The sequence below is a fragment of the Cupriavidus sp. DF5525 genome (assembly GCF_040149425.2).
Lineage (GTDB): Bacteria > Pseudomonadota > Gammaproteobacteria > Burkholderiales > Burkholderiaceae > Cupriavidus > Cupriavidus pickettii_A.
Genome location: NZ_CP168265.1, coordinates 2,769,090 through 2,782,223 on the forward strand (window position 1 = coordinate 2,769,090; position 13,134 = coordinate 2,782,223).

Consider the following 13,134-nt stretch of genomic DNA (forward strand, 5'->3'; position numbering starts at 1 on the left):
ACCTGGACAGTCCTGGGCAGGCAGCCGCGCGCCTTATTTGTTGCGCTGCGGTACACGGCGGCGCTCGCTGTGTTGTGGCGATGCGCGGCACGTGCAAGGACTTTACCCCTCACACGGGCGCGAAGAAAGATGCTTGCGACGAACGGCGGGCACGGGGCGCGAACGGTACCGTGCCGGGGTAGACGGCAGGCCAGCAGGTGCGCGGCACGCCGCCTGGGCGAAGGGGATCAGGCCGCCAGGGCCTGGCGCTCCTGCTCCGACAGGGCGCTAGTCACCGTATCGCGCGACAGGTGCGGCGCGAACATGTTGATAAAGGCATGCGCATAGCCGCGCAGGTAGGCGCCACGGCGCACCGCCACGCTGGTGGTGTTGGAGGCGAACAGGTGGTCGGCCGAAATCCGCACCAGCCCGGAGTCCTTGCGCTCGTCATAGGCCATCGAGGCGATGATGCCCACGCCCAGCTCCAGCTCGGCGTAGGTCTTGATCACGTCGGCGTCCAGCGCGGTCAGCACGATCTCGGGCTGCAGCCCCGCTTCGGCAAAGGCGCTGTCGATCTTGCGGCGGCCGGTGAAGCCGGCGTCATAGGTGATGAGCTGGAAGCCGGCCACGTCTTCCAGCGTCGGTTCGGGCAGGCACGTGAGCGGGTGGTCGGGCGAGACCACCAGCACGTGCTGCCAGGTGTAGGCCTCGAACGAGGTCAGCCCGGCCTCGGTCGCCAGCGCCTCGGTGGCGATGCCGATATCGGCCTGGCCCGTCAGCAGCAGCTCGACGATATGGGTCGGCGACGCCTCCTGCAGGGCCAGCGTCACATGCGGGTATTCGCGGCGGAACGCCTGCACCACGCGCGGCAGCGCATAGCGCGCCTGCGTGTGGGTAGTGGCCACGGTCAGGCGCCCGGTATGGCGGCCGGCGAACTCGTCGCCGGCCTGGCGCAGGTTCTCGGCCTCCTGCAGCAGGCGGTCGACGATGCGCACGATCTCGCGCCCGGGCTCGGTGAGGCCGGTCAGGCGCTTGCCGTAGCGCTCGAAAATCTCCACCCCGAGTTCCTCTTCCAGCTCGCGGATCTGGCGCGATACGCCGGGCTGCGAGGTATAGAGCGCGTTGGCGACTTCGGTCAGGTTGAACTGGCGGCGCACCGCCTCGCGGATCGATCGGAGTTGCTGGAAGTTCATGTCGTCGCCTTTTCTTGTTGGGTGGACGTGGTGCCGCTGGTGCCACTGGTGCCATTCCCGCGCGGTTGCGTAAATACGCGCAGCTGGCGCGGGCGCACCGCGAGCAGCTCGCCTTCACGGAAGCCCGCATGGCGGAAGCGCTCCAGCGGCAGCGCCACTTCGATCACGTCCTGGTTGTCTTCGCGTTCAAGTTCGAGCTGTGCGACCGGGCCCAGCGTCAGCGCGCGGCGCAGCGTGACGGCGATGCCGTCGGCGCCGGGCGCGTAGCGCTCCAGGTCCAGGTCATGGGGGCGCACATAGGCGACCGCATCGCCGGCGGTCTCGTGGCCGCTGCCGACCACCGGCAGCACCGCTTCGCCGGTGTGCAGCAGGCCGCCGCTCTCGCCCACCTCCAGCCGGCCGTGGAACAGGTTCACGTTGCCGAGGAAACCGAACACGAACGGCGTGGCCGGATGGTTGTAGACCGCCTCGGGCGAGCCGTACTGCTCCACGTGGCCGCGATTCATCAGCACCACCTGGTCGGCCACTTCCAGCGCCTCTTCCTGGTCGTGCGTAACGAACACGCTGGTCACGTGCAGCTCATCGTGCAGGCGGCGCAGCCAGCGGCGCAGTTCCTTGCGCACCTTGGCGTCGAGCGCGCCGAAGGGCTCGTCGAGCAGCAGCACGCGCGGCTCCACCGCCAGCGCGCGCGCCAGGGCGATACGCTGGCGCTGGCCACCGGAGAGCTGCGACGGGTAGCGGTCGGCGAGCCAGTCGAGCTGCACCAGCTCCAGCAACGAGCGCACCTTGTCGCGGATCTGCGCTTCGCTCGGGCGCTCCGCGCGCGGCTTGACGCGCAGGCCGAAGGCCACGTTCTCGAACACGCTCATATGCTTGAACAGCGCATAGTGCTGGAACACGAAGCCCACCTGGCGCTGGCGCACATGCTGGTCCGAGGCATCGCGCCCGGCCAGCACGATCTGGCCCGCGTCCGCACGCTCCAGGCCGGCGATGATGCGCAGCAGCGTGGTCTTGCCGCAGCCGGACGGCCCCAGCAGCGCGGTCAGCTCGCCTTCGTCGAAATCGAGCGAGACGTTGTCCAGCGCGACAAAGTCGCCAAAGCGCTTCTCTACGTTCTTGACCTGGATGCTCATGATGCTGTTCCTTGCACGGAAGCTTGCAGTGTTGCCAGCGGACGCTCGGGCGCCGCTTCTTCGGTTTCCTTGCGGGCGCGCCACTCCACCAGCGTCTTGATGCCGAGGGTGACCAGTGCCAGCAGGGTCAGCAGCGAGGCCACCGCAAAGGCTGCCGCAAAGTTGTACTCGTTGTAGAGGATCTCCACGTGCAGCGGCATGGTGTTGGTCAGCCCGCGGATATGGCCCGACACCACCGACACCGCGCCGAACTCGCCCATCGCCCGCGCATTGCACAGGATCACGCCATACAGCAGGCCCCAGCGGATATTGGGCAGCGTGATATGGCGGAAGGTCTGCCAGCCCGAGGCGCCCAGCACGATCGCGGCCTCTTCCTCTTCGCTGCCCTGTGCCTGCATCAGCGGGATCAGCTCGCGCGCCACGAAGGGGAACGTCACGAAGATGGTGGCCAGCACGATGCCCGGCACCGCGAACATGATCTTGATGTCGTGCGCTTCCAGCCACGGACCCAGCCAACCCTGCGCGCCGAACAGCAGCACGTAGACCAGGCCGGAGATCACCGGCGACACCGAGAACGGCAGGTCGATCAGCGTGATCAGCAGGTTCTTGCCGCGGAAGTCGAACTTGGCGATGGCCCACGCCGCCGCCACGCCGAACACCACATTGAGCGGCACCGCGATCGCGGCCACGGTCAGCGTGAGCTGGATCGCGGCGAGCGCGTCCGGCTCGATCAGCGCTTCCCAGTAGGTCTGCACGCCCTTGCGCAAGGCTTCATAGAAGACCGAGGCCAGCGGCACGAACAGGAACAGCGTGAGGAACAGCACTGCCACCGTGATCAGCGTGTAGCGCACCCATGGCGCTTCGCCGGTGGCGTCGAATCTGTGATGGCCCCTGGCGTTGCCCTGCCCGCCCAGGCGTCCGGAAACTGCGCCCGCCATGTCAGAACTCCTTGCCCGTGGCGGGCGCTTCAGGTGCCAGCGCTGCGCGCAAGCCCGACTGGTGGCGGCGCGTCCAGGCCTGCAGCAGGTTGATCAGCAGCAGCAGCGCGAACGAGATCACCAGCATCACCACCGCCACCGCGGTGGCGCCAGCATAGTCGTACTGCTCCAGCTTGGAATAGATCATCAGCGGCGCAATCTCGGACACCATCGGCATGTTGCCGGAGATAAAGACCACCGACCCATACTCGCCGGTCGCACGTGCGAACGACAGCGCAAACCCGGTCAGCAGCGCCGGCAGGATGGCGGGCAGGATCACGCGGTGGAAGGTCTGCAGGCGGTTGGCGCCCAGGCTGGCGGCGGCCTCTTCCAGTTCCTGCTCGACATCCTCCAGCACCGGCTGCACCGTGCGCACCACGAACGGCAGGCCGATAAAGGTCAGCGCCACCACCACGCCCAGCGGCGTGAAGGCGACCTTGATGCCAAGCGGCTCCAGGTAGCGGCCGATCCAGCCATTGCCGGCAAACAGCGCCGTCAGCGCGATACCGGCCACCGCGGTGGGCAGCGCGAACGGCAGGTCCACCAGCGCATCGATCAGACGCTTGCCAGGGAAGCGGTACCGCACCAGTACCCATGCGACCACCAGCCCGAACGCCGTATTGACGATGGCTGCCACCAGCGACGCGCCGAAGCTCAGTTGCAGCGAGGCCACGACGCGCGGCGCCGTGACCGAGGTCCAGAAGGCGTCCCACGTCATCGTGAACGTCTTCAGGAACGTGGCCGACAGCGGGATCAGGACGATCAGCGTCAGGTAGAACAGCGTAAAGCCGAGCGACAGGCCGAAGCCGGGCAGCACCGTGAAACGCTGCGTGGCCGGGCCGCGGGGTGCGCGGGCTGCGCCGGATTCCGGCGCGCGGGGGGCGGCTGGCGGGGGCGCGTCCGCCAGGGAAATGGATGGTGGCATGTCGTCTCGTCTGCGAGCGGTGCGCCGCCGGGCCAGGGATGGCCGGCCCCGGCGGGCCCGTTCCTTATGACGCCGGCGCATATCGCGCTGGCCTACGAGACAGATTCTGCAGAGTCGCCCTTATAAACAGAACGAATCTTTCTGAATTTTCTTAGACGGTTTAGATATAAGGGATGGTTGGGGCGACTTCGACACCCGCTTCCCATGCCGCGCTCGGACCACTTCCGGTGCCCGCTTCACCACCCTGGCCGATCCGCTGGACCAGCGTATCGAGCAGCGCGAGGCCCTCAGGCCACTCGCCAAGCCCGGAATCGGTATTGATGTGACCCAGCATGCCCGAATCGACCAGTTCGCTGCCCCACAGCGTGCCCCAGCTGAAAGCGGTGCGTTGCGGCATCCACGGGTCGTTGCGGCTGGCGACAAGAATCGTCGGGAACGGCAGCCGGAACGCAGGCAGCAGCGCCGCCACGCCAAATTTGTCCGGATCCGCTGGCGCCACCAGCAGCGCGCCGGCAATCCCAACCGGATCCAGCGCCGCCTGGCGCAGCGACGCCAGGCAGCCGAAGCTGTGCGCCACCAGCACCGCGCCCCGCGAGGCCACGCGCTGTGCGCGCATCACCCCTTCGGAGACGCGCTCGGCCCACAGCGGCAGGCTCGGGCGCGACCAGTCGTGCTGCTCCACGCGCTGCCAGTCCGGGAATTTCTGCTCCCAGCGGCTTTGCCAGTGCCCCGGTCCGCTGCCATGCAGCCCTGGCACGGTCAGCACCTGCAGGTGCCGCGGGATCTCCAGTCGCGTGCGCGCCCCGGTCGATGGCGAGAGGGATTGCGTCATACCGGCTCCTTGCTCAGTTCATTGACCGTGGCCGCATGGGTCGCCCGCAGTCCGGCCACGCTCATCGGCGCGCCGGCGAAGGCGCCCTGCCCCAGGCCGATGCCGGCGGCCTGGAGCCGCTCCACGCTCTCGGCATCCTGGAGCCGCCGCCCGATCAGGGTGACGCCGGCGCTGTTGGCGCTGGCGCGCAGGCCGGACAACTGGCGGTCGGTCCAGGTGCGGCGCATGTCGAGCTTGAGCCAGTCAGGCAGCGCGTGCGCCATCAATGCGCCCGCTTCTGCCGGATCGGAAGCCTGCAGGCTCACCGCGAAACCGTTGCGGCGGTAGTTGCCCACCACGTGCAGCAGCAACGGCAGGTCGTCGTTGGCACTGGCCGGCACCTGGATCACGAAGCGCTCCAGCGGCAGCCCCAGCGATTGCAGCGCGCGCCGGAAGGACGCGCCGTGGTCGTCGGCCACCGCGACTAGCAAGCGGTTGTGCACGTTCAGCACCAGTTTTTGCTCGCCGTCGGCGGCAAAGTAGTTGATCGCATGCAGCAGGCGCGAGAGCCGGTCAAGCGACACCAACGTGTGGTCATCGGCCGCCATCGCAAACAGCTTCCACGCAGCCAGGCCTACGCCGTCCTGCGCGTAGGTGTGGACCGAACCCTCGTGAGCCACCACGTGACGGTCAGCCAGCGTCACCAGTGGCTCGAACACGCTGGTCAGCGAGCAGTTGAAGAACTGGCCCTGCACCTGCCCACGCGCGTCGCGCCACAAATGCCGGTCAGCCACGGGCTGGCGCGGCAGCGATTCGAGATAGCGTTGGAGCGCAGGGACTGCGCCCGTCGGTTCATGCACGCCTGGCATGGCGATTCCTTCGGTTGACCGGGCCCCTTGGCCTCAAGGTCTGATTGGTGATGGTGGCGGCTGCAATGTGCGCCGCCGCATCGCGTCCACCCGCTTGCTCATGATAGGAGTTCAGCGGGCGCGAGCGTATGAAGATTCCTTCATGTCGATGTGCGCAGCGCGGCCGAAGCGCTGCGCACGCATCCTGATATGCCGCTACGCAGTCCCGTTACGCAGCCCAGCTGACGGTCAGAGGCGACAGCTGCGTGGCCGCCTCCACTTGCGTGCCGGTTTGCGCAGCCGCCTGTGGCGGCTGCCGCATCACCCGCTGCAACACCGCGGCCTCCAGTTGCGCGAAACCTGCCCCGCCGCGTTCGCGCGGGCGCGACAGCGCCACGCGCTCGTCCATCGCAATGCGCCCGTCCTCGATCAGCACGATGCGGTCGGCCAGCGCCACGGCTTCGGACACATCGTGCGTAACCAGCAGCGCCGTGAAGCCAAGGCGCCGCCACAGCCCCTCGATCAGCCCTTGCATCTCGATCCGTGTCAGTGCGTCGAGCGCACCCAGCGGCTCATCGAGCAACAGCAGTTGCGGGTGGTGCACCAATGCGCGCGCCAGTGCCACGCGTTGGCGTTGCCCGCCGGAAAGCCGTGCGGGCCACGCCTGCGCGCGGTCGGCCAGCCCCACCTGCGCCAGCACCTCCGCCGCTTCGGCGCGGCGCTCGCGCGGCAGGCCCAGCGCGACGTTGTCGAGCACGCGTTTCCACGGCAGCAGCCGCGCGTCCTGGAACATCACGCGCACGTCGGCACTGGTGCGGCCGGTCTCGCCATCAACCGCAATGCTGCCGGCATCGGCTCTCTCCAGCCCCGCCACCAGCCGCAGCAGCGTGCTCTTGCCGCAGCCGCTGCGCCCGACGATCGCCAGGAATTCGCCCGGCGCCACATCGAGCGCCACGTTGTGCAGCACTTCGCGGCCGTCATAGCGCTTGACCACCTGGCTCACGTGCAGCGCCACACCACCTGCCTTGCGCGGCGCCTCTGCCACCGGCCGTGCCGACTCGCGGCGCGCGAGGCCCGCTTCAAGTTCAGCCAGCGCGGCCTGTTCCACCGGGTACATCTGCATATCGATCTCCTTGCCTTGATTGGGGCGCCAGCGCAGCCTTGCATCAGGCGGCGGCGTAGCCCGGGTGCCAGCGCAGCCAGTAACGCTCCAGCCCGCGCGAGAGCAAGTCGGCCAGCTTGCCCAGCAGCGCATAGAGCAGGATGCCCACCAGCACCACGTCGGTCTGCAGGAACTCGCGCGCGTTCATCGTCATGTAGCCGATGCCGGACTGCGCGGAGATGGTCTCCGCCACGATCAGGATCACCCACATCAGCCCGAGCGAGAACCGCACGCCCACCAGGATGCCGGGCAGCGCGCCCGGCAGGATGACTTCGCGGTACAGCCGCCAGCCGGACAACCCATAGCTGCGCGCCATCTCCACCAGCCCTGTATCGACCGAGCGGATGCCGTGATACGTGTTCAGGTAGACCGGGAAGAACACGCCCAGCGCCACCAGGAACAGCTTGGCGGTCTCGTCGATGCCGAACCACAGGATCACCAGCGGGATCAGCGCCAGCGGCGGGATGTTGCGCACCATCTGCAGCGAGCTGTCGAGCAGCGTGGCCGCGGCGCGGAACGTGCCGGTCAGCAGCCCCAGCAGCAGACCGAGCCCGCCGCCGATGGCAAAGCCGGCCAGCGCGCGCCAGGTGCTGACCCACACGTGCTTCCACAGTTCGCCCGAGCGGGCCAGTTCCCATGCGGCCTGCACCACGGCCAGCGGGGCCGGCAGCACGCGGCTGGACAGCCAGCCGTTCTGCGAGGCGGCCTGCCAGACCACGATCAGCAGCACCGGCACGATCCACGGCGCGAGCGCGCGTGCGAGTTGAGGTGAGTGGCGTGGCGGCGGCAATTGCGGGGCGCTCATGGTTGTCCTCCTTCAGCTCTGCGCCGCGCGCGGCACGATGCCGGTCGCCATCACTTCGCCGAACGGGCCCGACAGCACTTTGCCCGGCAGCTTCTCGCGCACCGAGCGCGGCAGCAGCGGGAACACCAGTTCGGCAAAACGGTAGGCCTCTTCCAGGTGCGGATAGCCGGAGAGCACGAAGGTGTCGATGCCAAGTTCTGCGTACTCGCGCATGCGCTCCGCCACGGTGTGCGGGTCGCCCACCAGCGCAGTGCCGGCACCGCCGCGGACCAGGCCGACACCTGCCCACAGGTTGGGGCTGATCTCCAGCGCCTCGCGCGTGCGGCGCGCGCCACCGGCATGCAGCGCTGCCATGCGGCGCTGCCCTTCCGAATCCATCTTGGCGAACACCGCCTGCGCGCGCGCCACGGTGTCGTCGTCGAGCCGGCTGATCAGGTCATCGGCGGCAGCCCAGGCGGCTTCATCGGTCTCGCGCACGATCACGTGGAGGCGGATGCCGAATTTCACCGTGCGGCCGTGGCGCACGGCGTGGCGGCGCACGTCGTCGAGCTTCTTCGCGACGTCGGCCGGCGGCTCGCCCCAGGTCAGGTAGGTATCGACCTGCTCGCCCGCGAGCGCATGCGCCGGCGCCGACGAACCGCCAAAGTACACCGGCGGGTGTGGGCGCTGCAGCGGAGGGTACAGGACGCGCGCGCCCTTCACGCTCAGGTGCTTGCCTTCGAAATCGACCTGGCCGCTGTCATGGCTGGTGGCCAGCACCTCGCGCCAGATGCGCAGGAATTCGGCCGAGGCTTGGTAGCGCGCGGCGTGGTCGAGGAACAGGCCATCGCCTTCCAGTTCGGCGGTGTCGCCGCCGGTGACCAGGTTGATCAGCAGCCGGCCGTTCGAGATGCGGTCGAAGGTCGCCGCCATGCGTGCGGCCAGCGTCGGCGCCATCAACCCCGGGCGCACCGCGACCAGGAATTTCAGGCGCTGCGTGACCGCCGCCAGCGCGGACGCTGCCACCCACGGGTCTTCGCACGAGCGCCCGGTGGGGATCAGCACCCCCTCGTAGCCCAGCGTATCGGCGGCCACGGCGACCTGCTTCAGGTAGTCGAAATTGACCTCGCGTGCGCCCTCGGAGGTGCCGAGGTAGCGGCTGTCGCCGTGGGTGGGGATAAACCAGAATACGTGCATGTCGTTCTCCTTATGTTCTTGCCAGGTGCGCGATGCCTATCGCTGCGCCTGCTGCTGCGGCACGTCCCAGCGCGCATCAGCCACCTTGATCGGCCTGGGGATCAGCTTGAGCGAGTGGAAGACGTCGGCGATGCGCTGCTGCTCGGCCAGCACTTCGGCGCTGACCGGGCGCGCGCCGTAGGAGAAGCGCGATACCGCGAGGTCGAGCACATCGGCGGGCAGGCCGACCTCGCCGGTCAGCACGGCGGTGGCGTCCTTCGAGTTCTTCTCCGCCCAGTTGCCCAGCGTGGCCAGTTCGTCCAGGATCAGCCTGACGATCTCCGGCTTTGCCTGCGCATACGGCCGCGAGGCCAGGTAGAACTGGTGGTTGCTGACCACGTTCTTGCCGTCCGCGCCGCGGCCATCGGCCAGCACGCGCGCGCCCAGTTGCTTCTCTGCGGCCGCGAGGAACGGGTCCCAGATCACCCATGCATCGACCGCGCCGCGCTCGAAGGCCGCGCGTGCATCGGCCGGCGGCAGGTAGACCGGCTGGATCTCGCCATAAGGCACGCCGGCCTTCTCCAGTTGGCGCACCAGCAGGTAATGCACGTTGGAGCCCTTGTTCAGCGCTACGCGCTTGCCGCGCAACTCGGCCACCGAGCGGATCGCCGAGCCCTTGGGCACGACGATGGCTTCAGCGGTCGGCGCCGGCGGCTCGTTGCCGACATAGACCAGCTGCGCACCCGCGGCCTGCGCAAAGATCGGCGGCGCTTCGCCGACGGTGCCGAAGTCGACCGCGCCGACGTTCAGCCCTTCCAGCAGTTGCGGCCCGGCGGGGAACTCGGTCCATTTGACGGTGATGCCTTGCGGCGCCAGCCGCTTTTCCAGCGTGCCGCGCGCCTTGAGCAGCGTCAGCGTGCCGTACTTCTGGTAGCCGATGCGCAGCACCTTGGCGTCGATGTTCTTCGATTGCGCTTGGGCGTGGCCGGGCAGCAGGCCGTAGGCCAGGCCGGTGGCGACCACCAGCGCGGCGGTGATCAGGCGGCGGCGCTGGTTTGCCGCGCGGGACAGGATGCTCGATGTCATGCGAATTCCTCCATGGCCGGGGCGATGCCCTCCGAGGCCAGATTGATGGCTAGGGTGGTGACGGCAGCAGGCCTCCCTGCCGATCCCGCTTGCGGGTGGCATGGCGTGGCTGCCGCTGCGCCGGGCTGGCCGGCGCCACTTCAGTCAGTCAGTTCAGGCGGAACATCGCTCGGCCACCGCGGCGGCCGCGGCGCGCTGCACCAGCGCGCGGGGCACCACGTCTAGCGGCACGTCGATGCGGGCATGCGCCAGCGCATCGCGCACCCGCAGCACGCCTTCGTCGAGGCGCGCCGACAGCGCGGCATCGAAGCGCACCTCGCGCACGTCGGAGGCATCGGAGGTTTCGATCTGCTGGTCCACGGCAAAGATGCCGGGCAGGATCTGGCGCGAGCCCAGCGCGGACAGCACCGGGCGCAGCGCATAGTCGATCGCCAGCGCATGGGCGAGGCTGCCGCCGGTGGCGATCGGCAGCACGATCTTGTCGCGCAGGCCGGTCTGCGGCAGCAGGTCGAGGAAAGCTTTGAGCAGGCCGCTGTAGGCGGCCTTGTACACCGGTGTGGCCAGTACCACCACCTGCGCCTCGGACACGGCGCGCGTGGCGGCGGCGATCGCGGGTTCGTCCACGCGCGCTGCCAGCAGCGGACCCGCCGGCAGTTCGCGCAGGTCGAGATGGCGGGTGCGTTCGCCGGCAGCCTCCAGCGCAGCGCGCAGGTGCCCCAGCACATGGCCGGAACGGGACTGGACCGACGGGCTGCCGGAGAGCGTCAGGATGGACATCGGGGCTTCCTTCTTCTTGTTGGGCCGGTCGGCGCCGCGGCCGCCCCACGCGGCCACGGCCCGCCGGTCTCGTGGGTTATTTCTTGCCGGGCTGATAAATCTGGTCGAACGAGCCGCCATCGGCGAAGTGGGTCTTCTGCGCCTTCTGCCAGCCGCCGAACACTTCATCGATGGTGAACAGCTTCACCTTGGGGAAGTTGGCCGCGTACTTGGCCGCAACCTTCTGCGAGATCGGGCGGTAGTAGTTCTTGGCCGCGATCTCCTGGCCTTCATCGGTGTACAGGAACTGCAGGTAGGCCTCGGCCGCCTTGCGCGTGCCCTTCTTGTCGACCACCTTGTCGACCACGGCCACCGGCGGCTCGGCCAGGATCGAGACCGACGGCGCGACGATATCGAACTTGTCGGGGCCCAGCTCCTTGATAGCCAGGATGGCTTCGTTCTCCCACGCGATCAGCACATCGCCCAGGTTGCGCTCGACAAAGGTGGTGGTGGCCCCGCGCGCGCCCGAATCCAGCACCGGCACATGCTTGAGCAGCTCGCCGACGAACTCGCGCGCCTTGGCGTCGTTGCCGCCCGGCTGGCGCAGGGCATAGCCCCACGCGGCCAGGTAGTTCCAGCGCGCGCCGCCCGAGGTCTTGGGGTTGGGCGTGATCACCTGCACGCCGGGCTTGACCAGGTCGCCCCAGTCCTTGATGCCCTTGGGGTTGCCCTTGCGCACCAGGAACACGATGGTCGAGGTGTACGGCGAGGCGTTGTGCGGCAGGCGCTTCTGCCAGTCCGGCTTGATCAGGCCCTTCTCCGCGATGGCGTCGATGTCATAGCCCAGCGCCAGCGTCACCACGTCGGCATCCAGCCCGTCGATCACCGAGCGCGCCTGCTTGCCCGAGCCGCCGTGCGACTGGCGCACGGTCACGGCGTCGCCGCCCTGGGCCTTCCAGGCCTTGGCGAAGGCGGCGTTGACGTCGACATACAACTCACGCGTCGGATCGTAGGAAACGTTCAGCAGGTTGGCAGCCGAGGCAGTCTGCGCCGCCGTCAGTGCGCCAAGTACAGCCAGGCCGATGGCCAGTTTGCGGATCATCTTGTGTTGCTCCCGTCAGTGTCGTGAATGCGCGCCAGGCGCTGTTTGCTTTGTCCGCCTTGGGGCGCGGACTTGTGTCAGGAGCAAGACTACCGAGGGGGCTATCTGAACGGAACGAATGGTTTCGCCGATCCTTTGCTGTTTTTTGCATAAGATCGGACGGAAATAAGGGCATGCCGGCGCACGGGGGCATGCGGCATGCCTAGGGGAAGGAGGAGGATGCGTCACGCCCCAAAAGAAAACGCCCGCACCGGCAAGCCAGCGCGGGCGAAGTTTCCATTCCGGAAACGGGTAGACAAGTCATGAAGAGCGCCCCCGCATCTCCATGACAGGCAAATGTTATCGGCTTGCCGGCGACCTCGGGTTGATCAAGGTCAAGTGCGGGCAAGCTGCCGCGCCGCCGCCTCAGCCGCCCTGGCGTGCGAGCAGGTCAGCCATTTCGTCGGCATGCTCCTCTTCCACCGCCAGGATGCTTTCCATAAGCCGGCGCGAGGTCGGGTCACGTTCGCCCAGGAACTGGATGATCTCGCGATAGCTGTCGATGGCGATGCGTTCGGCCACCAGGTCTTCCTTGATCATTTCCGTCAGCGAAGTACCCGCCACATATTCAGCGTGGGAGCGGCTGGTCAGGCCGTCGGGCGCGAAGTCGGGCTCGCCGCCGAGTTGGACAATGCGCTCGGCGATCTGGTCGGCATGGCCTTGTTCTTCGTTGGAATGGGCCAGGAATTCATCGGCGACACTCTTGGAGTTCGGCCCCTTGGCCATGTAATAGTGTCGGCGATAGCGCAGCACGCAGACGATTTCGGTGGCCAGCGCGTCGTTGAGCAGCTTCAGCACGGTATCGCGATCCGCGGCATAGCCCGCGGTCACGGCGCCATCATCGATGTGCTGGCGGGCGCGCTCGCGCAGCGTCTTGACGTCTGTGAGGAAAGACTTATCGGTCATTGAAGGGCTCCTTGGGGATGGGGCTGCGTCAGCGCAGCGCCTTGTAGGGAAAATCAACCCTTTTTGCGACGCGAAAAGTGTGCCACTCGGCGGATGGCGCGCAACGGCGCGTCTGGCGACGACCCGTGGGCATGCGGCGTGAAAAAATTGCACGGGGCGGGACCGCCTTACACGCGATGTGCGATGGCAAGACGAAAAAAAGCCCCTGCGCTGTTCCGCAGGGGCCTGACTGTGATCGACCGCTTGTGTGCTCCGGC

At 67.9% G+C, this 13,134-nt stretch carries 13 protein-coding genes; all 13 read right to left on the bottom strand.

Features of this window, described 5'->3' with window-relative positions; all coding sequences use genetic code 11:
* Window positions 1-227 precede the first annotated feature (227 nt).
* The 13 genes from ABNX08_RS12870 to ABNX08_RS12930 all read right to left on the bottom strand — a co-directional run bounded on the left by ABNX08_RS12870 (window position 228) and on the right by ABNX08_RS12930 (window position 12,877).
* Window positions 228-1,172: a CysB family HTH-type transcriptional regulator gene (locus tag ABNX08_RS12870; protein ID WP_349609213.1), complete on the bottom strand. Its 945-nt coding sequence runs from the start codon at window positions 1,170-1,172 to the stop codon at window positions 228-230.
* Window positions 1,169-2,305, bottom strand: coding sequence for a sulfate/molybdate ABC transporter ATP-binding protein (locus ABNX08_RS12875; RefSeq protein WP_022535642.1), 1,137 nt, complete (start codon window positions 2,303-2,305; stop codon window positions 1,169-1,171). Before ABNX08_RS12875 ends, ABNX08_RS12870 begins: the two co-directional genes overlap by 4 nt.
* On the bottom strand, window positions 2,302-3,243 hold the full coding sequence (cysW, locus tag ABNX08_RS12880) for a sulfate ABC transporter permease subunit CysW (protein ID WP_022535643.1): 942 nt from the start codon (window positions 3,241-3,243) through the stop codon (window positions 2,302-2,304). The genes ABNX08_RS12875 and cysW overlap by 4 nt, the downstream gene beginning before the upstream one ends.
* 1 nt (window position 3,244) lies before the next feature.
* Window positions 3,245-4,207, bottom strand: a complete 963-nt coding sequence (cysT, locus tag ABNX08_RS12885; protein WP_022535644.1) for a sulfate ABC transporter permease subunit CysT — start codon at window positions 4,205-4,207, stop codon at window positions 3,245-3,247.
* Between the two features lie 160 nt (window positions 4,208-4,367).
* On the bottom strand, window positions 4,368-5,039 hold the full coding sequence (locus ABNX08_RS12890) for an alpha/beta hydrolase (protein ID WP_022535645.1): 672 nt from the start codon (window positions 5,037-5,039) through the stop codon (window positions 4,368-4,370).
* Window positions 5,036-5,887, bottom strand: a complete 852-nt coding sequence (locus tag ABNX08_RS12895) for an EAL domain-containing protein (protein WP_349609210.1) — start codon at window positions 5,885-5,887, stop codon at window positions 5,036-5,038. The genes ABNX08_RS12890 and ABNX08_RS12895 overlap by 4 nt, the downstream gene beginning before the upstream one ends.
* A 208-nt stretch (window positions 5,888-6,095) precedes the next feature.
* Window positions 6,096-6,989, bottom strand: coding sequence for an ATP-binding cassette domain-containing protein (locus ABNX08_RS12900; protein ID WP_349609208.1), 894 nt, complete (start codon window positions 6,987-6,989; stop codon window positions 6,096-6,098).
* 43 nt (window positions 6,990-7,032) lie between these two features.
* The gene (gene ssuC, locus ABNX08_RS12905; protein WP_022535648.1) at window positions 7,033-7,833 is read right to left on the bottom strand and encodes an aliphatic sulfonate ABC transporter permease SsuC; all 801 of its coding nucleotides are present in this window, start codon (window positions 7,831-7,833) and stop codon (window positions 7,033-7,035) included.
* 12 nt (window positions 7,834-7,845) lie between these two features.
* The gene (gene ssuD / locus ABNX08_RS12910; protein WP_022535649.1) at window positions 7,846-9,009 is read right to left on the bottom strand and encodes an FMNH2-dependent alkanesulfonate monooxygenase; all 1,164 of its coding nucleotides are present in this window, start codon (window positions 9,007-9,009) and stop codon (window positions 7,846-7,848) included.
* Window positions 9,010-9,045: 36 nt separating this feature from the next.
* Window positions 9,046-10,074, bottom strand: coding sequence for a sulfonate ABC transporter substrate-binding protein (locus ABNX08_RS12915; protein ID WP_349609206.1), 1,029 nt, complete (start codon window positions 10,072-10,074; stop codon window positions 9,046-9,048).
* Window positions 10,075-10,227: 153 nt separating this feature from the next.
* Complete coding sequence (ssuE, locus tag ABNX08_RS12920) at window positions 10,228-10,851, bottom strand: NADPH-dependent FMN reductase (protein ID WP_349609266.1); 624 nt, start codon at window positions 10,849-10,851, stop codon at window positions 10,228-10,230.
* Between the two features lie 76 nt (window positions 10,852-10,927).
* On the bottom strand, window positions 10,928-11,932 hold the full coding sequence (locus ABNX08_RS12925; RefSeq protein ID WP_022535652.1) for a sulfate ABC transporter substrate-binding protein: 1,005 nt from the start codon (window positions 11,930-11,932) through the stop codon (window positions 10,928-10,930).
* 405 nt (window positions 11,933-12,337) lie between these two features.
* On the bottom strand, window positions 12,338-12,877 hold the full coding sequence (locus tag ABNX08_RS12930; protein ID WP_022535653.1) for a bacterioferritin: 540 nt from the start codon (window positions 12,875-12,877) through the stop codon (window positions 12,338-12,340).
* Window positions 12,878-13,134 lie beyond the last annotated feature (257 nt).